The organism is Actinomadura sp. 7K507 (genome assembly GCF_004348425.1).
Lineage (GTDB): Bacteria > Actinomycetota > Actinomycetes > Streptosporangiales > Streptosporangiaceae > Spirillospora.
In genome coordinates this window covers 23811-46828 of record NZ_SMKK01000003.1, presented here as the reverse complement: position 1 = coordinate 46828, position 23018 = coordinate 23811, and the positions used below count along the sequence as shown (strand labels likewise).

At 71.5% G+C, this 23018-nt stretch carries 20 protein-coding genes; 4 read left to right on the top strand and 16 right to left on the bottom strand.

Annotation, left to right across the window (positions count from 1 at the left end; all coding sequences use genetic code 11):
- Positions 1–256: 256 nt before the first annotated feature.
- The 4 genes from E1285_RS01380 to E1285_RS01365 all read right to left on the bottom strand — a co-directional run bounded on the left by E1285_RS01380 (position 257) and on the right by E1285_RS01365 (position 3437).
- Positions 257–1408 (bottom strand): RNA-guided endonuclease TnpB family protein, encoded by a 1152-nt coding sequence (locus E1285_RS01380; protein ID WP_132146825.1) that lies wholly within the window; start codon positions 1406–1408, stop codon positions 257–259.
- A gap of 50 nt (positions 1409–1458) precedes the next feature.
- A complete protein-coding gene (locus E1285_RS01375; RefSeq protein WP_132146822.1) occupies positions 1459–1947 on the bottom strand; it encodes a DNA-binding domain-containing protein in 489 nt (162 codons plus the stop codon).
- Complete coding sequence (locus tag E1285_RS01370; protein WP_279509392.1) at positions 1940–2761, bottom strand: DUF692 domain-containing protein; 822 nt, start codon at positions 2759–2761, stop codon at positions 1940–1942. The genes E1285_RS01375 and E1285_RS01370 overlap by 8 nt, the downstream gene beginning before the upstream one ends.
- A gap of 70 nt (positions 2762–2831) precedes the next feature.
- Positions 2832–3437 (bottom strand): hypothetical protein, encoded by a 606-nt coding sequence (locus tag E1285_RS01365; RefSeq protein ID WP_132146816.1) that lies wholly within the window; start codon positions 3435–3437, stop codon positions 2832–2834.
- A gap of 316 nt (positions 3438–3753) precedes the next feature.
- Here E1285_RS01365 and E1285_RS01360 point away from each other — a divergent pair, with 316 nt between their 5' ends.
- Together E1285_RS01360 and E1285_RS01355 are read left to right on the top strand one after the other, a co-directional pair.
- Entirely contained in the window at positions 3754–5301 is a 1548-nt protein-coding gene (locus E1285_RS01360; RefSeq protein WP_132146813.1) for an FAD-binding oxidoreductase, read from the top strand.
- A complete protein-coding gene (locus E1285_RS01355) occupies positions 5298–6986 on the top strand; it encodes a peroxidase family protein (RefSeq protein WP_132146810.1) in 1689 nt (562 codons plus the stop codon). Before E1285_RS01360 ends, E1285_RS01355 begins: the two co-directional genes overlap by 4 nt.
- Before the next feature lie 34 nt (positions 6987–7020).
- On the opposite strand, the gene E1285_RS01350 is transcribed toward E1285_RS01355, so the two are convergent.
- The 12 genes from E1285_RS01350 to E1285_RS01295 all read right to left on the bottom strand — a co-directional run bounded on the left by E1285_RS01350 (position 7021) and on the right by E1285_RS01295 (position 21394).
- Positions 7021–7422, bottom strand: a complete 402-nt coding sequence (locus tag E1285_RS01350; protein WP_132146807.1) for a DUF2267 domain-containing protein — start codon at positions 7420–7422, stop codon at positions 7021–7023.
- Between the two features lie 74 nt (positions 7423–7496).
- Positions 7497–9755, bottom strand: a complete 2259-nt coding sequence (locus tag E1285_RS01345) for an alpha-glucosidase (protein WP_132146804.1) — start codon at positions 9753–9755, stop codon at positions 7497–7499.
- A gap of 149 nt (positions 9756–9904) precedes the next feature.
- Complete coding sequence (locus tag E1285_RS01340; protein WP_132147000.1) at positions 9905–10720, bottom strand: SAM-dependent methyltransferase; 816 nt, start codon at positions 10718–10720, stop codon at positions 9905–9907.
- Positions 10721–10771: 51 nt separating this feature from the next.
- Positions 10772–11776 (bottom strand): adenosyl-hopene transferase HpnH, encoded by a 1005-nt coding sequence (hpnH, locus tag E1285_RS01335; protein WP_132146801.1) that lies wholly within the window; start codon positions 11774–11776, stop codon positions 10772–10774.
- Complete coding sequence (gene shc, locus E1285_RS01330; RefSeq protein ID WP_132146798.1) at positions 11773–13653, bottom strand: squalene--hopene cyclase; 1881 nt, start codon at positions 13651–13653, stop codon at positions 11773–11775. The genes hpnH and shc overlap by 4 nt, the downstream gene beginning before the upstream one ends.
- An 82-nt stretch (positions 13654–13735) precedes the next feature.
- Positions 13736–14746 (bottom strand): polyprenyl synthetase family protein, encoded by a 1011-nt coding sequence (locus tag E1285_RS01325; RefSeq protein WP_132146795.1) that lies wholly within the window; start codon positions 14744–14746, stop codon positions 13736–13738.
- Positions 14743–16194 (bottom strand): hydroxysqualene dehydroxylase HpnE, encoded by a 1452-nt coding sequence (gene hpnE, locus E1285_RS01320; RefSeq protein WP_132146792.1) that lies wholly within the window; start codon positions 16192–16194, stop codon positions 14743–14745. The genes E1285_RS01325 and hpnE overlap by 4 nt, the downstream gene beginning before the upstream one ends.
- Positions 16191–17066, bottom strand: a complete 876-nt coding sequence (gene hpnD, locus E1285_RS01315) for a presqualene diphosphate synthase HpnD (protein WP_132146789.1) — start codon at positions 17064–17066, stop codon at positions 16191–16193. Before hpnD ends, hpnE begins: the two co-directional genes overlap by 4 nt.
- Positions 17067–17070: 4 nt before the next feature.
- Positions 17071–17928 carry a squalene synthase HpnC gene (hpnC, locus tag E1285_RS01310; RefSeq protein ID WP_132146786.1) on the bottom strand — a complete coding sequence of 286 codons (858 nt, stop codon included), beginning with the start codon at positions 17926–17928 and terminating at the stop codon, positions 17071–17073.
- Positions 17929–18153: 225 nt separating this feature from the next.
- Positions 18154–19038 (bottom strand): helix-turn-helix transcriptional regulator, encoded by an 885-nt coding sequence (locus E1285_RS01305; RefSeq protein ID WP_207946335.1) that lies wholly within the window; start codon positions 19036–19038, stop codon positions 18154–18156.
- Between the two features lie 151 nt (positions 19039–19189).
- Positions 19190–19996 (bottom strand): SAM-dependent methyltransferase, encoded by an 807-nt coding sequence (locus E1285_RS01300; protein ID WP_132146783.1) that lies wholly within the window; start codon positions 19994–19996, stop codon positions 19190–19192.
- A gap of 357 nt (positions 19997–20353) precedes the next feature.
- Positions 20354–21394, bottom strand: coding sequence for a PucR family transcriptional regulator (locus E1285_RS01295; RefSeq protein ID WP_132146780.1), 1041 nt, complete (start codon positions 21392–21394; stop codon positions 20354–20356).
- A gap of 180 nt (positions 21395–21574) precedes the next feature.
- Between E1285_RS01295 and E1285_RS01290 the strand changes: the two genes are divergently transcribed.
- Both E1285_RS01290 and E1285_RS01285 read left to right on the top strand, forming a co-directional pair.
- Positions 21575–22270 carry an SDR family oxidoreductase gene (locus tag E1285_RS01290; protein ID WP_132146777.1) on the top strand — a complete coding sequence of 232 codons (696 nt, stop codon included), beginning with the start codon at positions 21575–21577 and terminating at the stop codon, positions 22268–22270.
- The gene (locus tag E1285_RS01285) at positions 22271–23017 is read left to right on the top strand and encodes an SDR family NAD(P)-dependent oxidoreductase (protein ID WP_132146774.1); all 747 of its coding nucleotides are present in this window, start codon (positions 22271–22273) and stop codon (positions 23015–23017) included.
- Position 23018 lies beyond the last annotated feature (1 nt).

Sequence of the window (23018 nt, the reverse complement as noted above, 5' to 3'; positions counted from 1 at the left end):
GGCCCGGCGCACCCCAGGGACGCGGTCACACGTCCGGCATCTTGCCCAGGAGCCAGCGCACACCGTTGTCGCCGCCGAGCTGGGGAAAGTCGGCCATGGCGGTCGCTGCGGACACCGGGCGCCACCTCCGCCCGCGACTCCCCGTAGATCGTGTCGAGCAGGTGCAGGGTGTAGCAGTAGGCGGCGGTCAGCTTCTCGGCCCTGAAGCTGAAGGGCCGAGCTTGCAGCTCTAACCGGTGTACCTGGTGGGTACGGGTCAGGCCGCGTCGTCGGCAGCGTGACTCACTGCCCAGCCCGTGGCGCCGCGTGCGGCGATGTTGCGGGCTGCGTTGACGTCGGCGTGCTCAGCGAAGCCGCACGACGTGCATCGGAAGGTGGCTTGGTCGGGGCGGTTGTTCTTGTCGATGTGGCCGCACGCCGAGCACCCTTGCGAGGTGTGCCGCGGGTCCACATGTACCACCGGGACCCCGTTGCGTTCGGCCTTGTAGGTGATGAACGCGCCGAGTTGGGCGAAACTCCAGGTGTGCAGTGTGACCCGCTGGGGCTTGCGTAGCCGGACCCGCGCGCGGATGCCGCCCAGGTCTTCCAGGGCGATTCCGCGTGTGGTGCGTTGAGCCTCGGTCACGATCTGCTTGGAGATGCGGTGGTTGGTGTCGGCCGCGAAACGCGCCTCGCGGCCCGACAGATGGCGCAGCAGCCGCTTGGCGGACTTGGTGCCCTTGCGCTGCAGCCGTTTGCGGAGTCGGCGGTTGCGGTGCCGCACCTGGTTGACGTGCTTGCCGGAGTGGACGGTGCCGTCGCAGGTAGTGGCGATGTTGGCGATGCCCAGGTCCACCCCCACGAACCCGTCCGGAAGGTACTCGGGGGCTGGGGGGACCTCGCAGGTGGCGTACAGGTAGAAGCAGCCGCCGCGCCACACCAGGTCCGACTCGCCGCACCGGTACGCGGCCAGCATCGCCGCCTGCTCGGCCGAACACGCGAAGGCCAGGTCTTTGAGCCTGCCGCGCACCGTCCAGATGCTCACGGTCCGTTCCTGGATCCGCCACGACAGCGACCGGTCGTCGAACGGCTGGGCAGCGTCCTTGCGGAACCGGACCGGCATGTTCTCCACCGCGGCGCGGCGCCGTGAACCTTCCGGGCCGTGGTTGCCCGCCTTCAGGTTCTGCGCCAGCGTCGCGTAGGCCCCCGCTACCTTGCGGACGCAGTGGATCGCCGGCTGCGCGGACAGGCCCATCGCCTTCAACTCGCCGTACACCAGCCGCTGCAAAGCCGTCTTACCGTGCACGCCGCTGGCGTGCGCCCGGCGGGAGGCGTGACCGGCGGCCCGGTTGCACAGCTTCAGCGTCTCCCGCAACGCCTCCGCATCGGCGGCGTCGGGGAGCAGTTTGACCTGGACCACCAGCTTCACACCCGCACCATAACAGCATGTGACTCTTTCGTGACGGTGAGTTCCGGGTCCTACGGTCCGCCCGGCTCCCCCGGACGTCCGCCGTCGTCCTCCTCGGTTCCCGGGCCGTCGTAGACCTCGGCGAAGGCGTTCTCGTAGCGCGCGAGGTCGATGATGATCCGCACCCACGGTTCCGGCGGTTCCTCCGGGTCGGGCCGGTGCGCGGCCAGGTGGTCGGCGAAGCCGGCACCGAGGTGGGACAGGTTGGGCGAGCGGGACGGGCGGGCCTCCACATGTCCCAGCGCCAGCTCTTCGAACACCTCCGCGCCCAGCAGCGAGCCGAGCACCGGGTACAGGGCGTGCATGGCCTCCAGCAGCCGCCGCCGGTAGCCGTGGCGGTAGATGCCGAGCCGGTGCTCCGCGCTGAGCCCGGCCGTTCCGGCCAGGACGTCCGCCGCCGGCGTGACGGGGTGCCGCGGTGACACGATGGCGTGCTGCATCCACGTCTGGAGCGCGGTCAGCGCGGTCGCGTCCGGTGGTCCGGTGCGGCGCTCAGCCATGACGAGCGACGCGGTCCGGGACGGGCGGCCGGTCCGCGGCGGCGAGTCGCGCCTTGTCCAGCTCGGCCAGCAGGTCCGGCAGCGGCGGGACGCGGTCGTCCCACTCCAGCAGGGTGGGCACCGGGCCGGTGAGCGCGCGGGCCGTCCGGTACAGCTCCCACACCGGCTCGGCCACCGGACGGTCGTGCGTGTCGATCAGGTGGCCGCCGTGGTCGGCGTGCCCGGCCAGGTGCAGCTCCACCACCCGGTCGTGCGGCACGCCCCGAAGGTAGTCGTCCGGGTCGAAGCCGTGGTTGACCGCCGAGACGTAGACGTTGTTGACGTCCAGGAGGAGCCGGCACCCCGTCTCCTCGCAGAGCCGCGCCACGAACTCCCATTCGGGCATCGTGGACTGCCGGAAGGTCGCGTACGTGCTGGGGTTCTCCAGCACCAGCGGGCGCTCCAGCATCTCCTGGACGATCCTGACCCTGCCGGCCGTGTGCCGCAGGGCCTCCTCGGTGAACGGCATCGGCAGCAGTTCGTGGGTGTTCAGGCCGGCCACGCCCGTCCAGCAGACATGGTCGGAGACCCAGCGGGCGCCGATCTCGTCCGCCAGCCGCCGCAGCCGGCGCAGGTAGCCGATGTCGAGCGGCTCGGCGGCGCCGATCGACATGGAGACGCCGTGCATCGCCACGGGGTACCGCTCGGCGATCCGGCGCAGGTCTTGCCGCGGACGGCCGCCGGAGTCCATGAAGTTCTCCGAGATGATCTCGAACCAGTCGACCGGCGGGCGCTCCGCCAGGACCTGCGCCATGTGTTGCGCGCGAAGGCCCACGCCGAATCCCAGACCGCGATCGGTGCGCCTCCCCGGGTCGGGCCCGGGGCGTTCACCGGACGGTGCGGCGTCACTGCCCATGGCCGGACGCCTGGCACGGGTCGTAGCGCCGCTTGCCTTCGTAGGGCGGCACCAGATCGTCGGGGGCTCCCTCTCCCGGGGCCGGGCCGAACGGGACGCCGGCCTCGAACATGCGCTGCTCGAAGACCTTGCGGGCCCGCTTCCACACGCTCGTGCCCCGGTAGGGACCGGCGGCGTGGACGCGGCTCTCGTTGATGGGGCTGGCGCAACTGCCGGAGGAACGGCACTCCTGAGCCCCCGGCATGGCCTGTTCGGCGTCGCCCCCGCTGTATCCGCAGCCGCCCTGCCCCCGGCATTCGTTGGCGCCGTGGCAGACGTGGGACACGGTGGCGCATTGCCCCATGCCCGCCATCTCCCCGGTCCCGTCCCGGCCGTGGCCGCAGCAGGAGTTCAGGCCCATGCACACGTGCAGTTCCAGCGGGCGCCCCAGCCTGGGGTCGGGCCAGAAGTCGTTCGGGTCGCCGGCCGAGTGCGGCAGGATCGCCGTTCGCGCCTCGTGCGCGCCGTGGCGCCGCTGCGCCCCCTGCTCCCCGCCGACCACGAATTGGGCGACTTCCGCCGCCCCTTGCCCGTCGCCATTACCGTGCTGCGTCACAGCAAATCCTCTCCGCCGTACGGGAATTCGTTCTACTTTCCCGATCGCCCCGGCCGCGGCCTCGTGCCCGCGAGTGGTCGCTGGACTTCCTCCCCTGGGCCGATCGCGTCCTACCACGCGACTCCAGCAAAGTTCTCGCTTGTTTCGCCCAACGGCCGGCCAATGCTTCTGTCCGCACCCTCTCCGCTGACGCGAGCGACACCGGTACGGTCTTTTGGAGGTGGATAGTGCCGCTCTTTACTTGGGTGCGTGATTGAGTTCTCTGCGGAAGGCGGGAGAAGTCCGGGCGACGCTCGCCCATTGAGTCAGGGGAACAATGCTCGATCGACGCGGGGTACTACGAGCGGGCGCGTACGCGTCCGCCGCCGGCCTGGTCACGGCGCTGACCGGACATGACAACGCGGGGGCGGCGCCGCACGGCCCTTCCGCGCCCACTCCGCAGCCGGCGGTGAATCCGAATTGGCAGCAACTGGAGAAGGCGCTCCAATCCGGCAGCAAACTGTATCTGCCGAAGGCGCAGAATTTCCCGGCACTGGCGCGGCCGTGGAATCTGCGGTACGAGGACAGGAAGCCGATGGGCATCGTGTCCTGCGCCAGCGCGCAGGACGTGCGCACGGCCCTGCTGTGGGCGAAAGAGAACGGAATGCCGCTGGCACCCCGCGCCGGCGGCCACAACTACGCCGGTTACTCGACGACGACGGGCCTGCTGATCAGCGTGCGCCCGATGAGCCAGGTGACCGCGCTGGACGGCAACCGGCTCAGAATCGGCGGCGGCGCCACCAACGGCGACGTCGCCAAGGCCGGGGCCGGGGCCGGGGGGACGAATCTGTACGTCCCCGGCGGGCGCTGCGTCGGGGTCGGCATCGCGGGCCTGACGCTCGGCGGCGGCCTGGGCTTCAACGACCGCAAATGGGGCCTGACGTGCGACAACCTGGTGGAGACCGAGATCGTCCTGGCCGACGGCAGCATCGTTCGCGCGAACCGCGACACGGAGGCCGACCTGTTCTGGGCCTGCCGGGGCGGCGCGGGCGGCAACTTCGGCATCAACACCTCGTTCCTCTTCGACGCCGTCGACGTGTCCCGGAGGACCGCCACGGTCTTCCACTTCACCTTCGGTCCCGGCTCCGGAGAAGAGATCATGAAGATCGTCCAGGAGATGCTCGCCGACGACCGCGGGAACGACCTGGACATCCGGATCGAGTTCGAGAATCCGGGCACCGGGCCCCATGACGTCAACGTCGCCGTCCTCGGCCAGTACCTCGGCGGCGACTCGGCCGTGCGCCGCCGGCTGGATCCGCTTCTCAGGCTGCGGCCCGCCGAGCAGAGCATCGAACAGCTCGGGTTCTGGACGGCGCAGGAGAAGCTGTCGATGGTGTCCGAGCACGAGACCGTGGCCTCCAAGTCGCTCGTGCCCCACACCTGGCTGCCGTCCACGACGGTGAAGGAGATCGTGGACTGGACTCTCAAGTGGAAGCCGTACCGCAGGGGCAACAGCGGTTACGTCACCCTCTTCGCGATGGGCGGCAAGGCCGGTGCGCCCAGCGCGGACGCCACGGCGTTCCCGCACCGCGACGGCAAGTTCGTCATCGACGTCGGCACCTCCTGGACCGACGGGACCACGCACGACGAGGTGCAGCGCCTGCTGGCCCAGACGCGCGGCATTCATGGCCGCCTCAGCGAGGTCCTGAAAACCAACGCGGCCTACGTGAACTTTCCCGACCCGGATCTCACCGACTGGCAGACCGCCTACTACGGGAGCAACTACGGCAGGTTGAGGAAGATCAAGACCCGCAACGACCCGCATCGGATCTTTCGTTACGGCCAGGGAATCGAACCACTGGACCATTCGGAGGCCGGATCATGACGGAGGACACCAGGACCGGCATCACCGGCACCGCTCCGGCGACCGAAGCGGGCGGGCCGGACGGCGACGTCACCGCGAGGCTCCGCCAGGAGATCGCGGAGAGGCTGCAGGACCAGCTCGCCCGGGACCTCATGCCGCAGTGGACGGCTCCGCAGCCGAATCCCGCCGTCTCCTACCACGGCATGACACCCGTGCTGCAGACCAGCCCGACCGACGGGCACGACGGCCGGACACCGGTGGTGGCGGACACCGGCTACTACACCCGTCTGTTCAAGCTGCCCCCGGACGACCACAAGGACCGGGACCTCATTCATCTGGGCGCTCCCTGCGGCCCGATGGACGCCAATCCTCCCAAGGCTCCGGAGGCTTCCGCCGGCGCGGGCAAGGCGGGCGGGACGCCCTGCCTTTCGCCGGGCGCCCCGCTCCAGGGCGCGGACCTGGAGACGGTGCCCGCCGGCTACACCTACTTCGGCCAGTTCCTGGACCACAACATCACCTTCCAGGCCGACGCGACCTTCGATCCGGGCCTCGACCCGGCGAAGAGCCCCAACTACCGCAGCGGGCGCATCAGCCTGGAACACGTGTACGGGCTCGGGCCCCAGACGCAGTCGTTCCAGTACTACGACAACGACAAGGTCGGAAAATTCTGGATCGACCCGGCCCGGACCTACGACGTTCCGCGGAACAAGGAAGACGTTCCGATCATCGCCGACCCCCGCAACGACAACACCGTCATCACCATTCAGTTGCACCTGGCGTTCATGAAGTTCCACAACGCCGTTGTGGACATCGTGAAGGCCAAGGACAAACATGAGAAGGAACTGTTCGCCACCGCCAAGCAGACGGTGGTGTGGCATTACCAGTGGCTGGTGCTCCACGACTGGCTGAGCAAGATCATCCGAAAGGACGTCTTCGACGCCCTCCTGGCCCGCAAAGCGAAGTTCTTCACGCCGGACCCGGGGCCGGTGACGCTTCCGGTGGAGTTCACGGTCGCCGGCTACCGGCTGCACTCCCTGGTCCAGGAACGGTACCGGCTCAACGGCACCAAGGAAGGCCAGCTCTTTCACTTCCGGAAGCCGTTCTCCAAGCTCGCGGAGGACGAAAGGATCGACTGGTCGTACTTCTTCCACACCAAGGACACCAGGAAGCCGCAGTACTCCAAGAAGTTCGACGGCAAGGTCGTCCACACGTTCCTCAACATGCCCGGCCCCATCGACACGCCGATCGAGTGGCTGGAGAACCTCACCGAGTCGATGACGATTCCCGGGTCCAATCCACCTGAGGAGTTCGTCCCGCTCCGTTCGATCGCGGTGCGGAACCTGCTGCGCGGGAAGGCGTTCGGCCTCCCGTCCGGACAGGCCGTGGCGAAAAAGGTGATCGAAGCGTACGGCCTCCGAGAGACCCCTCGCTCGAACAAGGACCTGGGTCTCGACGCCGGTACGTTCGGCGACACGGCTCCACTCTGGTACTACATCATGCGCGAGGGAGCGACCGGAGCCGAGAAGGGCACCACGCTTGGCGTCGTGGGCAGTGTCATCGTCGGCGAAGTCATCTTCGGCCTGCTTCGCGCGGACCCCACGTCCTTCCTGTACCACAACGAACATGATCCGGCGCACCCATGGACGCCGGCCACGAAGTCGGGCCACTTCACCATGGCCGACCTGCTCAAGGTCGCGGGCGTGTGACCCGGATTCACGGGGAGCTCCGCCGACAGTACCGTCAGCCGGTGCTGCCGGCGGTCACGAGCTCGCGGATGTCGTCGGGAAGGGCGTCCTTGACCTTGGTCATCATGCCGCCCTGGGTGGCCTCCCCCACGACCTCCAGGACCACCCGGGCGATGTAGGTGGCCTGGGAGTCGTCGGCGTGCGCGCGGATCGCGACGCGCTCGATGAAGTCGTGGCGGTCGAACCGCTCGCCGGTTCCCGCGCCGCCGAACACCTCGGTCCGCCTCAGGTTCTCGCCGATCTCGCGCGGGAGCTGGGCGGCGAGGTTGTCCGCCAGGCCTTCCGGCAGCCGCTCGCCGAGCGTTTCGAGCGTGGCGCGGCAGGCGGTCTCGGCGTCGCCCCGACTGGGCAGCCGCGCACGCGCCTGGACCTGCCCGATCATCTCATCGTGCTGCATATCGTCCCCCCTGCTACTGGCTTCGCTCTGGACCGCCCTTCCCTGACATTTCGGTGGTATTCGGGACAAACACGTCAAGACTGGGTGAGGCCCGCCCGGCGCAGCGCGGCGCGGATCTTCGCGCCCTCGGGGTCGCCGGCGCGCACGAAGGCGGCCGGGGTGCCGAGCGGCGCGGGGACGGTCAGGCGGACGTCGCGGGTGCGGTCGCCGTAGGCGCGGCCGGTGAAGACGTTGATCCAGCGGCCGGCGGGCAGGTGCACCGCCACGCTGGAAGCGCCCGGCTCCAGCACCGGGGCGACCAGCAGGGACGAGCCGAAGAAGAACTGGTCGCCGGCCGTCGCGGCCGGGCTGTCCGGGTGCACGAGCCAGGTGTGGCGGAGGGCGGGCAGCCCCCGCGCGGCTTCGGCCTCGACGGTCGCGCGGTAGCCGGAGAGCGCGGCGTAGACGCGGCTCGTCCGGGCGAAGGCGGCCCGGCTGTCCGGGGAGTCGTAGACCTGGGCGTTGTCGGACGGCTTGTTGCCCTCGTGCGTACGGAAGAACACCCCGAAGGCCGACAGTTCGGCCCACCGCTTCAGCAGTTCGGCGGAACGGTGGTGGTTGCCCAGCGGGGTGTCGACGGCGGTGTAGCCGCCGATGTCGGTGTGGTTGAGCGTCATGCCGGAGACGCCCGCCGACAGCATCCCGTGGAGCGCGGACGCCAGGCCGTCCTGGGCGTCCCAGCCGACGAGCTGGTCACCGGCCCAGAACAGCGGCGCCTGCGCGGGCGAGCCGGTGTAGGCGGCGCGCATGAAGTACAGGCAGTCGGGTTGCCCGGCCAGCGCGCAGGCGCGGCGGTTGACCTTCGCCCACTCGACCGGCCAGCGGTTGTGCAGCTCGGCCGGGGACCCGGCGTGGAGCCTGGCGTCGAAGGGGAGGGCCTCGCCGAAGTCGGCCATCCAGCCGTCCGCGCCGGCCCCGGCGACCTCGGTCGCGATGGCCCGTGCGTACCACTCGCGGGCGGCGGGATTCGTGAAGTCGACCATCGCGGCGGAGAACTCGCTCTGGTCGAGCATGTACGGCGACCCGTCCGCCTCGGCGACCAGATAACCGCGGTCACGGGCCTCGGCGAACAGGTTGCGGGCCACCCCGCCGGGCTTCTCCGACGGGTCCACCAGGAACGGGTTGACGTAGGTCAGCACCTTGATCCCGCGCCGGTGCAGGTCGTCCACGAGGCCTTCCCAGCCGGGGTAGCGCTCGCGGTCGAGCTGCCACGTCCACCAGAGCCGGTCGCCGAACGACGTGGTGCGCTGCCCGCTCCAGTCCTGGAGCCACACCGCCGAGATCTTCGTGCCGGCGGCGGCCATCCGCTCGACGGTCCGGCGCACCTTCGCGGTGCCGCCCTGGAGACCGAGGACGGCGCCGTCGCGCGTCCAGGCGGGCAGCGCGCCCATCCGCCCGGTCGCGGCGGTGTGCGCGGCGAGGATCTCGGCGGGATCGCGGCCCGTGTACAGCTCGGCCCGCTGCCGCGCCCCCCACGTCTGGACGACGGCCAGCCCGCGCTGCGACAGGTCGAAGACCGAGTAGCGGCTGCCGGAGAGCGCGAATCCCCGGTCGGCGCTGGTGACGTAGAACGGCATCGGCGCGTAGGTGGTGTCCCACGCGCCGCCTTGGCCCGAGACCAGGTCGACCATGGTGGTCAGCGGCTGCCGGCCGCGCCCGATGCCCTGTTCGCGGACCACGATCGGGACCCGGCGTCCGGCCAGGTCGAAGGGGGCGAACTGCTCGCCGAACCCGTGGAACCGCTCGCCCCGCCCGCGCTGTGAGGCCAGCGCCACCGCGTCCGGCGGGCGGTCGACGCCGGCGCCGGTCACCGTGCCGACCTTCAGGTCCACGGCGGCGCGGTTCCCGCCGGACGCCGAGAGCCGCCACTCGTACGGCGCCGTCAGCGGGCCGCCGCGCAGCGTCCCGCTGACCACCACGTCACCGCCCGACCGGGCGACGCGCTCGATGCGCTGATCGGTGAGCCGCCAGGTGACCAGCTCGTTCGGCTTGAACATGCCGGTCCGCTCCCGCCAGGACAGGTGGCCGAGGCCGGCGACGGCGAAGGCGCGTCCGGGCGCCCCGGCCCACACGGTCCGTCCGCCCGAGGTCACCGCCAGGCGGGCGCGGCCGTCCTGGCGTCCCACGGTCACGCGGAACGCGCCCGCGGAGGTCGTTCCCGGCACGCCGGGCGCGAGCGTGAGGGAGCCGGGCGACAGGGTGTCCAGCACGTTCGCCTGCGCGGTCGACGCCGTCAGGGGCAGCACGATGACCGGCAGCAGGGCGACCGCCAGCAGCCTGGAACGCATCTTCATTCACGGCCCCCTTGGACGGCTGAACGCGAGGAGGCGACCTGCGCGTTTGACACTTATACATCGTGTGTCACACCGTCAACAAGACATGATCGCAGCCGAAAACCCCACGTGGCGCGGTGCTCACGTGGGGTGCGCGGGACCGGGAGGTGTCAGCGCAGCTTGATGGCTATGCCCGCCATGCCGAGCTGTTCGCCGGGGGTGAGGCCGTCCGGGTCGACGGGCCCGTCGGGGCGCCACAGGGCCGTGTAGGTGACGCCGGGTTCGACGAGTTCGAAGCCGCGGAACTGGGCCTCGATCTCCGCGGGCGTGCGGGCCCAGCCCTCTTCCAGGTTCTCGCGGGTGATGCGGGCGAGTTCCTGCTGCTGCGGGAGGCCGGTGTCGACCAGGGACGTCATGAACAGGTGGCTGCCGGGGACGAGGACGTCGCGGTAAGCGCCGACCACGTCGTCGACCACGTCCGGGGACAGGTAGTGCAGCATCCCGACCAGCATGATCACCGCGGGGCGGGAGAAGTCGAGGAAGCCCTTCACCTCGGGCGCGGACAGGATCGCCTGCGGGTCGCGGACGTCGCCGGTCATCACCCTGGTGACCTGGTTGCTGGCCAGCAGGGCGCGCCCGTGCACCGACACCAGGGGGTCGATGTCGACGTAGACGACGCGAGCGTCCGGGTTCTCCCGCTGGGCGACCTCGTGGGTGTTCTCGACCGTGGGCAGCCCGCTGCCGAGATCGAGGAACTGGTCCATCCCCGCGTCCCGCGTCAGGTACCGGATGCCCCGGACGAGGACCTTGCGGTTCTCGACCGCCGACTCCCGCAGCCCGGGGATGAACTCGCTCGTCTGGTCGGCCAGGGCGCGGTCCACGGCGAAGTTGTCCTTGCCCCCGAGCAGCGCGTCGTACGCGCGGGCGATGGTGGGCTTGTTGAAGTCCAGCTCGGCCGGAGGCCACTCCGGGGTTTCGTCCGCCATGGTCACCTTGTCCAGGTCGTAGTCCGATACCCGGATCATGGTAATTGAGTTCTAGGTGGTGCGGAGTGCCCTCAGCGACTCCTTCAGGGAACTCACCGTGCCGAAGACGGCCGTGGGCTCGTAGCCGCAGTGGGCCATGCAGTTGGCGCAGCGCGGGTCGCGGCCCCGGCCGTAGGACTCCCAGTCGGTCTCGTCGAGGAGTTCCTGGTAGGTCTGCGCGTAGCCGTCCGACATCAGATAGCAGGGACGCTGCCATCCGAAGAGCGAGTACGACGGGATCGCCCAGGCCGTGCAGGGGAAGTCGACCTTTCCCTCCAGGAAGTCCAGGAAGAGCGGCGAGTGGTTGAGCCGCCACCGTTCCCGGTTTCCGCCGGAGAACGCCTTCCGGAACAGTTCCCGCGTCTCCCGCACGCCGAGGAAATGCTCCTGGTCGGGCGCCTTCTCGTAGGCGTAGCCCGGTGAGATCATCATTTCGTTGACCTTGAGGTCGTCGTTGAGGTAGTCGAGGACCTCGATGACGGTCTGCGGAGTGTCGGTGTTGAAGAACGTCGTGTTGGTGGTGACGCGGAACCCGCGGCGCTGGCATTCGCGGACGGCGGCGACCGCGTCCTCGAAGACGCCCTCCTTGCAGACGGACTCGTCGTGGCGTTCCTGGAGGCCGTCGATGTGCACCGACCACGCGAAGTAGGGCGACGGCTTGAACCTGTCGAGCTTCTTCGGGATCAGCAGCGCGTTCGTGCACAGGAAGACGAACTTCCGGCGCTTGACGAGCTCGCTCACGATCTCGTCGATCTGCGGGTGCATCAGCGGTTCACCGCCCGCGATGGACACCATGGGCGCGCCGCATTCCTCGATGGCGGCGATGGCCTGCTCGACGGGCATGCGTTTCTTCAGAACGTCGGCGGGATGCTGGATCTTGCCGCAGCCGGCGCACGCCAGATTGCAGGCGAACAGCGGCTCCAGCTCGACGATCAGCGGGAACTTCGTCCTGCCGCGCAGCTTGTTGCGGAGGATGTAGCCCCCGATGCGGGCGCTCTGGCGCAGCGGCATGCTCATGATTTCCGAACCTCCTTCGCCCCTCCCAGATAGCGGCCCAGCGCGCTGATCGGGAACACCAGCCGGTAGAGGTGGTAATTGATGTAGAAGTCGCCGGGGAATCCGGTGCCGGTGAAATGCTCCTCATCCCAGTTCCCGTCCGGGCGCTGCCGGTCGACGAGCCACCGGACGCCGCCGTCCACGGCCGCGGAGCGCTCACCGGCGGCGAGCAGCGCCAGCAGCGCCCAGGCGGTCTGGGACGGTGTGGACGCGCCCCGCCCGATCCAGGACGCGTCGTCGTAGGAGCGCAGGTCCTCGCCCCAGCCGCCGTCGTCGTTCTGGTGCCCCTCCAGCCACGCCACGGCGCGGCGGATCGCGGGCTTGCCCGGACGGACACCGGCGGCGATCAGCGCGGGCACCACGCTTCCCGTCCCGTAGACGTGGTTGGCTCCCCAGCGCCCGAACCACGAGCCGTCCGCCTCCTGGGCCTTCAGCAGCCACACCACGGCCCGCTTGACCACGGTCGTCTCCGCGAGCCCCTCCTGGGAGAGCGCTTCCACGACATGGGCGGTGACGTCCGCGGACGGCGGGTCGATGACCGCGCCGAAGTCGCAGAAGGGCAGCTTGGTGCACAGTTCGCGGGTGTTGTCGGCGTCGAACGCGCCGAAGCCGCCGTCACGCGAGGCCATGCCCGCCAGCCAGCCGACCGCGCGCCCGATCGGCTCCTCCGCGCCGGGGAAGCCGGACTTGCGCAGGGCCAGGACCGCCTCGGCGGTGTCGTCGGTGTCGGGATAGTTGTCGTTGTCGAACTCGAAGGCCCAGCCGCCCGGCGGGAGGCCCGGCCGCCGCACCGACCAGTCCCCCGGCCCCCGGATCTCCTCACCGACGACCCATCGGGCGGCGCGCGCCATCGCGGGGTCGTCGCCGGGCAGCCCCACGTCGGCGAGAGCGTTCATGGCAAGGACCGTGTCCCACACCGGCGACTGGCACGCCTCCAGGCGGCGCCCCTTCGCGTCCCGGATCGTGAAACGGTCGAGCCCGGCGAGGCCGCGCGCCATGACCGGGTGGTCGAGGCCGTAGCCGAGCTCGTGCAGGGCCATCAGCGAGTACACCCACGGCGGCTGGATCCCGCCCCAGCAGCCGTCGGCCTCCTGCCGGGCGATGATCCACTCGGCCGCCCGGCGCAGCGCGGCGGTCCGCATCGGGCGCACCGGCCGCCGCTCGTACACGTGCAGGGCGCGGTCGAGCGTGCTGAACACCCGCCCCCATCCCTTCTCGTCCTGCGCCGGGCGGACGCCGGCACGCAGTTCCGGCAGGTCGAACGGCAGACCGCGGACGGGGCGCAGCGACCCGAGCACCGTCAGCGGGACGATCGTCTGCCGCGCCCAGCACGCCCAGTCGTAGACGTTCAGCGGGACGCGGCTCGGCAGGAACATCAGCTCGGGCGGCATGACGGGCAGGTCGTCCCAGGACCACTGCCCGAACAGCGCCAGCCAGATCCGGGTGAACACCCGGCTGCCCTCGATGCCGCCCGCCGCCCGCGCGTACCCGGCGGCGCGCCGCATGTGGCCGGCGTCGGCGGCGTCTCCGGCCAGCCGCAGCGCGACGTACGCCTCGATCGTCGTGGACGGGTCGGGCGGGCCGCCGAAGAAGTTCGCCCACGTCCCGTCGGCGCGCTGCCGCGACCGGATCCAGCGCGCCGCCTCCCGCGTGTCGCCGTCCGCGCGGATGCCGAGGAACTCCCTGAGCAGGAGGTCCTCGGCGTCCATCGTCACGTTCGTCTCCAGCTCCGCCTTCCACCAGCCCTCGGGTGACTGCAGACCGAGCAGGTGGTCGCGGGCCGCCTCGACGGCTGCGGCGGCCGCACCGGTGAGTCCGGAAACTTCGGTCGTGGTCATTCGCGCTCCTTCTCGTCCGCGTTTGAAGAGGGCCGGTGGAGAGGGTTCGTGGAAGGCCGGCCCGTGGAGGGGCCGGCGGGGCTCAGTGGTCCCGGGAGGTGACGAAGAGCGCGATGTCGCGGAACTCGGCGCGGACGTGGTCGTCCATCCCCGCGTCGGCGAGGTACCGCTCGGCCGCCGCGATGCGGCGGTCCGCCTCGGCCGCGGCCCAGTCCCGCCCGCCGGCCGCCTCGACCAGGCGCGCCGTCTCTTCCAGGGCGTCCTCGGACGGCTGTTCCGGGCGCGCGTACAGCTCGGCGAGACGCGCGGACTCAGCGGTTCCGGCGTTCAGCGCGAACACCACCGGGAGGGACTTCTTGCGGGCCCGCAGGTCCGACAGGACCGGTTTGCCGGTGGTGTCCGGGCTCCCCCAGATGCCGAGCAGGTCGTCCACGAGCTGGAACGCCAGCCCCATTTCGGACCCGAACCCCGTCAGCCCGGTGACGAGCCGCGCGGGTCCCTCGCCGAGCATCGCCCCGATCGAGCAGGCGCAGGCGAGCAGCGCGCCGGTCTTGTCCGCCGCCATGGCCAGGCACTCGTCGAGGGTCACGTCGTCGCGCTGCTCGAACCCGAGGTCGAGCGCCTGCCCGGTGATGAGCCGCTGCGTGGCGGCGGTCAGCGCCCGCGCCGCCCAGTGCGCGCCCCGCGTGTGCTCGTCCAGCAGCAGGTTCTCCGACAGCGCCAGCAGCGCGTCCCCGCCGAGGATGGCGGCGGACGGGCCGAACACCGTCCACGCGGCGGGACGGTGCCTGCGCGTCCGGTCGCCGTCCATGATGTCGTCGTGCAGCAGCGAGAACGCGTGCACGAACTCGACGGCGACCGCGCCGGGCAGCGCCGTCTCGTAGGGCGTGCCGGCGGCGCGGGCCGACAGCAGCGCCAGCGCGGGCCGCAGCGCCTTCCCGCCCGCGGCGGCGGGCCGGCCGTCCTGGTCGGTCCAGCCGAGGTGGTAGGCGACGACGCGGCGGGTCCAGGGGTCGAGCCGGTCGGCGGAGGCGCGCATCGCCCGGTCGACCAGTGCGCGCCCGTCGGTGATCGGCGTCGGGACGGCGGTCATCGGCTCACCTCATCCGTATCCGTGCTGGTCTCGTGCGGGCCGGTCGATTGCGGGCCGGTCGATTGCGGGCCGGTCACTTGCGGGCCGGTCTCGTGCAGGTGCCGCCGGACGAGGCGGGCGGCGGTGAGGCCACTGCGCACGGCTCCCTCCATCGTGTCGGGCCAGCCCGTGTCGGTCCACGCGCCGGCGAGGAACAGCCACGGCAGCCGGGTCGCGGACCCGGGACGCAGCGCGCCGCTGCCGGGGCTCTGGCGGAAAGTGGCGTGCCGTTCCCGCGTCACGAAGAAGTCGGTGACGCGGGCGCGGCGGGCGGCCGGGAACAGCCGCTCCAGCGCGGCGAGGTACACCTCCCGCAGCTCCGCGGTCGGCGTGTCGATCCAGCGGTCCGCCGCCGAGACCGAGACGGCGAGGTACTGGCCGCCGGTCAGGCCACTCACCCCGGTCCGGTCGAACACCCACTGGACGGGCGAGCCGACCGCCGCGACGAACGGCTCGGCCATGACGGGCCGGTCGTAGACGACGTGGACGTTGACGATGGGGCTGGCCCCGAGGCCCGCCCACCGCGACCGGTCCGGGCACGCCTCCAGCGGGACGAGCGAGGCCGCCGCCCGGTGCGGCACCGCGACGACGACGGCGTCCGCGGCGGCCGGGGAGCCGTTGACCAGGAGCTTCGGCCCGGCCTCGACCGCCGACACCTTCGCCCCGAGACGGATCCGGCCGCCGTCGCGTTCGATCTTCGCCGCCGCGATCGTGCCGTGCAGGTCGCCGAGCGGGACGGACGCGACGCCGATGTCGGCGGCGTCGGACCGGCCGAGCAGCGCCGTCTGGCACACCATCGCGGCGGGACCGAGCGCGGCGTCGTCCAGCCCGATGTTGAGCGCCGCCGTGACGAACAGCTCCCAGAGCGCCTCCCGGGCGCGTGGCCCCTGGCCGCGGCCGGCGAGCCAGGCGCCCATGGCGAGGCCGTCGAGGGACGGGTCGTCCGGGTCGAGGCGGTCGAGCGCCAGCGAGGCGCGGACGGCGCGCAGCCGGTCGGCGGGTGGGAGCAGCGTGTAGCGGGCGAGGGCGGGCAGGAAGTGCAGCGGGCCGGGCGCTTTGGCGCGGCGGAGCCGTCCGTCCGGGCCGTCCGGGTTCAGGACGCGGACGTCGAAGCGGTCCTGGACGCTGACCCGGTCCAGCGCGTCCAGTCTCTCCAGCAGCCCCCGGTACGCCGTGCAGCAGTTCAGGAAGATGTGCTGGCCGTTGTCGACGGTCAAGCCGTCGCGTTCGAACGAGTGCGTCGCGCCGCCGAGGCGGGGACGCGCCTCGTAAATCGTGGTCCGCACGCCGGTCTCCTGGAGCGCCAGCGCCGCCGTGATCCCCGCGAGGCCGCCACCGACGACGGCGACCTGCCCTTCGCCGTGCCGATGCCCTTCACCGTGGCCTTCACCGGGCCGGGCGGCGCTCACCGGTGCATCCCCGCCATCGCCTTCGCGGAGACGGCGGCCTTCTCCCAGGCCGGCAGGGAGGTGCGCGTCTCCAGCGCGGCGAGGGGGTCGGCCGTGATGCGCTTCAGCAGGCGCCGGTAGATGCCCGCCATGGCCCCGGTGCAGGCGGCGCTGCGGCGGTCGAGCATGGGCAGCAGCTTCAGGCCGGTGCCGTACCACTCCTCGGCCCGGGTCGCCTCGAACCGGACGAGCGAGACCAGCCGTTCGGGCGGGTCGGTCAGCCGGCCCGAGTCGTCCCGGTGCAGCGTGCACCCGAAGCGCGCGAGGTCCTTGGCCGGGAGGTAGACGCGGCCGTTCGCCCCGTCCTCCTTGACGTCCCGCAGGATGTTCGTCAGCTGTAACGCGACGCCGAGCGCGTCGGCGCGCGGCGCCGCCGTGCCCGGGTCGGACGTCCCGAACACGCCGAGGGACAGGCGGCCGACGGTGCCCGCGACGCACCGGCAGTACCAGAGCAGGTCGTCGAAGGTGTCGTAGCCCGCGCCGCGGACGTCGGCCTCGCAGCCGTCGATGAGCTCCCCGAAGGCGTCGAGCGGGATCGGGCGGCGGCGTGCGGCGTCCGCCAGTGCCACCAGCACGGGGTCGGACGGGTGGGCGCCGGGGTCGGCGAGCCGCGCCCGCTCGTCCGCCAGCTTCGCGAGCCGCTCCGGGGCGGGGGCCTCGTGGTCGTCGCCGATGTCGTCGATGCGCCGGGCGAAGGCGTAGACGGCGCTCAGCGCCCGCCGTTTCGGCGCGGGCAGCAGCCGGATCCCGTAGGCGAAGTTGCGCGCCTGCGACCGGACGACGTCCTCGCAGTGCCGGTAGGCACCGGCCGTACCCACGCCGGCCTCGTCCATCTCGTCATCTCCTTCCCAGAGTCCGCGACCACTCGGCCAGCAGCCGCGCTTTCCTCGGTCGTGACGGTGCGCCCAGGACGTCGTAGGCTCCGCGTTCCAGCGCCGACAGGGTGGCGAGGCCGCCGGCGACGTATCCGGCCACGGCGACCCGCGCGAATCCCTGGAGCCGCCCGGTGAGGGCGGAGCCGTCGTCGAGCAGCCGGCGGGCCCGCCGCGCCTGGAGGGCGAGGACGCCCCGCAGCCGGGTCGGGGTGCGGGCGGCCTCCAGATCGCTCTCCTCGCAGCCGAACCGGCGCAGGTCGTCGCCCGGGAGGTAGATCCGGCCGTTGCGGTAGTCCTCGCCGGCGTCCTGGCAGTGCTCGATGATCTGGAGCGCGGTGCACACCCGGTCGGACAGCCCGATCCGGTCCGGGGTGGCCGCGCCGAACACGTGCAGGACGATGTGCCCGACCGGGTCGGCGGACAGCGCGCAGTAGTCGAGCAGCTCGTCGAACGTGCCGTAGCGGGAGACGGCCTGGTCCTGCCGGTTGGCCCGCAGGAGGCGGTGGAACGGCTCCGCCGGGATCGCGCAGCCGGTGACCGTCCGGGCCAGGTTGCGCATCGCCGGAAGCTCCGGCTCCGTGCCCGCGTAGATCCGGCCGAGATCGCGTTCGACGAGGTCGAGCAGCGCCGCCCGCTCGCCGGGCGGGGCCTCGTCGCCGATGTCGTCGACGAGCCGGGCGTAGCCGTACACGTTCAGCAGGTTCGCGCGGTGCCGCGCCGGGAGCAGCCGGGTGGCGACGGGGAAGTTCTCCCGGGCCTGGAGTTCGTCCCTGGACCGGCGTTCCTCGGCCTCGTTGTGCAAACGCTCGCTGACGGACATGGCGTTCCTTCGAGAACGGCGGCGTGAGGCGTCAAGGGTGCCCGGTAACCGGAAGATCGACCGGTAAACATGGGCGCCGCGGGAGCCCTCTGTGGCGTACGTCCCCGCACCACCGGGCGAACCCTCCAGAATTACCGGCATTTATCCGGTTAGGCCGGAAGTGGTCAGCCAGGAATATATGATCGCCGCGGCATCCGGAACGGTCAGGGAACGGCCGGGGAAGGGTCAGTACGTGCCGAGGATCCCGGCGAGGATCTGCGGGGTGTGCTCGGGCGGCGCGGCCTCGGTCACCAGCGTGTTGAAGACGTGCCAGTGCCGTTCGATCTCCGGCCTGCGGCTCGGGTAAACGGCGCTGTTGGCCCGCTCCAGGTACACCATGTCGGACAGGCCCTGCTGCGGGAACCGGACGAGGGTGAGGGGCCCGTCGCCGGCGACCCGCCCGCAGATCCCGAACGGCGCGATCTGCACGGTGACGTTCGGGCGCCTGCACAACTCGACGATGTGCCGGATCTGGGCCCGCATCGTCTCCGGTTCGCCGATCGGGCGCCACAGCGCCGCCTCGTCGAGCACCACCCACAGGTTCAGCGGACGCGGGCGGCGGCGCAGGACCCGCTGGCGCCGCATCCGGAACTCGACGCGCCGCTCGATCTCCGGTGCCGGGTAGATGCGGCGGATCAGCGCGCGGGCGTAGTCCTCGCACTGCAGCAGGCCGGGGACGAACTGGGCCTCGAACGTGCGGACCAGCTTGGCCGACTGCTCCGCGCTGAGGTAGGGCCGCACCCACGGCGGGACGATGTCGCCGTCGCCGTACCACCACGGCCGCCCGGTCGTCTGCCCGGCGAGGGCGAGCAGGGTCGCGCGCTCGCCGTCGTCCACGCCGTAGAGGGTGAGGAGCGCGCCGATGTCGCCGGGCCTGCATCCCGAGCGTCCCAGCTCCAGCCTGGAGATCTTGGACGTGGACGAGCCGATCGTCCGGGCCGCCTCCGGCCGGCCGACCCGGGCGGCCTCGCGCAGCGCCCGGAGCCGCCGGGCCAGCAGCATGCGGGGGACGAGCGGGTCACCCTGCGCGTCTATGGAATGTCTTCTGCCGGTGGTCGTGATGGAGGCCAACAGGGGCTCCTCATCGGGACAGGCGTGGACGAACGGCTCACTATACCTTTACACAACGCGTCGGGCGCCGAACGGTGAGCAACGTTCGGTCGGCCCCGGCTTCGCCACCGCCGGGGCCCGTCAGTCCTTCTCCGGAAGGAGTGGCTCTGAGTCAGGGTTTACGGGCCACCCCGCAGAGCGTCGGCAGCACCTCGACGTCACCGGCCTCCGGGCGCCACGCATTGGCGGTCACGAGCCCCGGCTCCTCCACTTCCAGGCCGTCGAAGTAGCCGCTGATGAACTCGCGGGTGCGCAGCCGGAACGGGATGGCGCCGGTGGCGTCGTAGGCGCGCTGCGCGGCGTTGAAGTCCTCGTCGTTGTCGGTGCAGTCGTCCAGGATGAGGTAGCTGCCGGACGGGAGGCCGGCCACCAGCCCGTGCGCGACCCGCATCGCCTCGTCGGGATCGACGATGTGCCCCATCACGTTGACCAGGAGCAGCGCGACGGGCTGCGAGAGGTCGAGGGTCTCGGCCGCCTTGTCCAGGATCGTCTTGGGATCGTGCAGGTCGCAGTCGATGTAGGCGGTGCGCCCCTCGGGGGTGCTGGTCAGCAGTGCGCGCGCGTGCGCGAGGACGAGGGGGTCGTTGTCGACGTAGACGACCTTCGCGTCGGGGGCGGCGCGCTGGGCGATCTCATGCGTGTTGTCCACGGTGGGCAGGCCGGTCCCGCAGTCCATGAACTGGCGGATACCGCGTTCGTGGATCAGGAACCTGATCGCGCGGTCCATGAAGTAGCGGCCGGCGCGGGCGAGCGGCACGATGCCGGAGTACAGCGATTTGTACTGGTCACCGGCCATCCGGTCGATCTCGTAGTTGTCGGTGCCGCCGAGCCAGTAATTCCAGATCCGGGCCGATTGCGGAACGTCAGTATTGATCTTCGTCTCCGACCCTGCCTCCGGGCCGGGGGGGGCATCCGTCATCGGTCTGACGCTCCTTTCGGGGGACGGCTCGTCTCTACGGGCAAACTTAGCGCCGCACCTCCGGGGGCGGCCAGAAACACGGAATTCGGCCATGACCGCATTTCCTTTGAGGACATTGACGAATACGCAGCGTGGGCATGACTCCGAGGTTGGCGTGACGACCGTGACCAGGGGGAGTCCGGGGAAAGTCCCGGATGCCGCGGCGCGGGCCGGCGGCGGGCCGGAATGGAACGATCACTTACGGACGCGCCAGGATGCCATCACCGGTCCGCACTGCCTTCACACCTCACCGGCCAGGTGATTCCCGTCGGAATAATTCCGACATCTTTCGCAATTGCCTACCGAGCGCGCACGGGGTCAGCGGGCGGCCCACACCGCGATCGCGAGCGCCACCCGGTCCTCGAACTGGAGCGGGTTGCGGCCCGTGAGCCTCTCGATCCGGGCCAGCCGGTGGCGGAGCGTGTTCGGATGCAGGAACAGCGCGCGGGACGTGGCGCCGACCGCGCCTCCCATGTCGAGGAACGTGCGGAGCGTCTCGGTGAGGCGCGTCCCGTGCGCGCTGTCGTACTCGCTCAGCGGGCGGGCGATCTGGTCGGCGAACGGCGCGAGCTGCTCCTGCGTGAGGCGGCCGAGCAGGGCCGGGAAGGTCGCCAGGTCGGAGGCGTGGACGACGCCGCCGGTGCGGCGCGCGACGTCCAGCGCGGCCAGGCTCTCGCTCAGCGACAGCGGCAGGTGGTCCAGGGCGCCGGGGCTGCCGATGCCGGCCGGCTCGGCCCACGCGTGGGCGTCGTTGCTGATCAGGATGCCCGTGTCGCCGTCCACCCCGAGCAGGCCCGGAAGGTCGCCCTCGGGGACGTCCATCGCGATCGCCAGCAGCGACGCGTGGTCGAGCCCGGTCTCGTCGATCCAGGGGCGGAGCACCTCGGCGGACGCGAGCCCCTCCCGGACCATCCGCAGCAGCCGCCCGGTCTCCTCGCGCTCGTGCCGCTCGTCCCGGGAGGAGGCGAGCCGTTCGGCGAACCACTCGGTGAAGCTCAGGAACGGGACCTCGGGCGGGACCTCCATCAGCGGCAGGCCGAGGCGGTCGCAGACCTGGCACAGGGCGTCGGGCGCCTCGTCCGTCACGTCCCCGACGCCGTAGCCGATCGCGCTGGCGCGGCTGGCCTTGACCGACCCGGCGAACGCGGTGCACGCCTCCGGGTCCCGCAGCGACGCGCCGACCGTCAGGACGACCTCATGGCCTCGCAGGTAGGGGCCGGGGTCGAGCAGCTCCGTGGAGTGGGCCCAGCGGATCGGCCGCTCCAGCCCGTCCTCCCCGGCGACCAGGCGCAGCCGGAAGCGCGGCACCTCGAGGAGCTGCCGGACGGTGAGGCGCAGCACCGCGGGATCGCTGGTCACGGCCTCAGCCTCTCACCCCGGGAGGCGGTCGGCCCATGATCGTGACCGTGATTTTGGAGAAGAGCACGACAGACCGGGCGTGCCGCGGTGCATTTGGCCAAGAAATCGCCATGACCCTTGTCACCTGGGGTTATGCCGGGTTTGCCTGAAGGCCTGTTCCGCGACCTGTTCGGAGGTTCGATGCGGGAACGAGTCGCCCTCGTCACCGGCGCGGCGAGCGGGATCGGCGCCGCGATGGTGCGCGAGCTGGCGGGGCGCGGCTGGACGACGGCCGCCCTGGACCTCAGCCCGGCCGAGGACGCCTCCCACTCGGTGGGGGTGGACGTATCCGATCCGGCGCAGGTGCGGGCGGCGGTCCGGCGGATCGAGCGCGAGCTGGGGCCGATCGAGGCGGCGCTGTGCGCGGCCGGGCACTACACGATCGTCCCGGTGTCCGACATCGCCTGGCCGGACTGGCAGCGGATGCTGCGCGTGCACCTCGGCGGGGTGGTGAACGTGTGCAAGGCCGTCACGCCGGGGATGGTGGAACGCGGCCGCGGCAGCGTCGTCGCGGTCACCTCGGAGCTGGCGATCGGCGGCGGGAACGCCGAGGCCCACTACGCGGCGGCCAAGGGCGCGGTGATCGGGTTCGTCCGGTCGCTGGCGGCCGAGCTGGCGCCGTCCGGCGTGCGGGTGAACGCGGTGGCGCCCGGACCGACCGACACGCCGCTGCTGCCGGCCGACTCGCCCTGGCGCAGGACCGCCTACCTCCAAGGCCTCCCGGCCGGGCGGCTGACGGCCCCCGAGGAGGTCGCGCTCGCCGCCGCCTTCCTGGTCGAGGACGCGACGTTCTGCGCCGGCGAGATCCTGTCCCCCAACGCCGGGGCGGTGATCTAGGTGACGGTCGCGCTGATCACCGGGGCCGGCGGCGGCCTGGGCACCGCGATCGCGCGGCGGCTCGCGGCGGGCGGCCACCTCGTCGCCCTCAACGACCACCCGGACCGGGACGTGACCGGCCTCGCCGCCGAGCTCGGCGGGGTCGCGGCGCCGGCGGACGTCTCCGACCCCGAGGCCGTCGAGTCGATGGTCACCGGCATCGAGCGGCATACCGGCGAGCATGTCGGGATCCTCGTCGCCGGGGCCGCGTACATGACGATGTCGCCGTTCGCCGAGCACGACCTGGACGACTGGTGGCGGATCGTCGACGTCAACCTCGGCGGGACGTTCGCGTGCGCGCAGACCGTGCTGCCCGGGATGGTCGAGCGCGGCGGCGGCCGGATGGTGCTGGTCTCGTCCGAGTGGGGGCTGATCGGGTGGCCGGACGCGACCGCCTACTCGGCGTCCAAGGCCGGGATGATCGCGCTCACCAAGTCGCTGGGCCGGGAGCTGGGGCCGCTCGGCATCGCGGTGAACGCCGTCGCGCCGAGCGTGATCGACACCCCCCAGCTGGAAGTGGACGCGAAGGCCGCCGGGGTCACCGTCGAGGAGATCCGCGACCGGTACGCCGAGCGGGTGCCGTTCGGCCGCATCGCCTCGGCCGAGGAGGTCGCCGAGTCGGTCGCGTTCCTCGCCGATCCCCGGCTCCCCACGCTCATCGGCCAGATCCTGCACGTCAACGGCGGTACCACGAGGTCCCGCGCGTGAA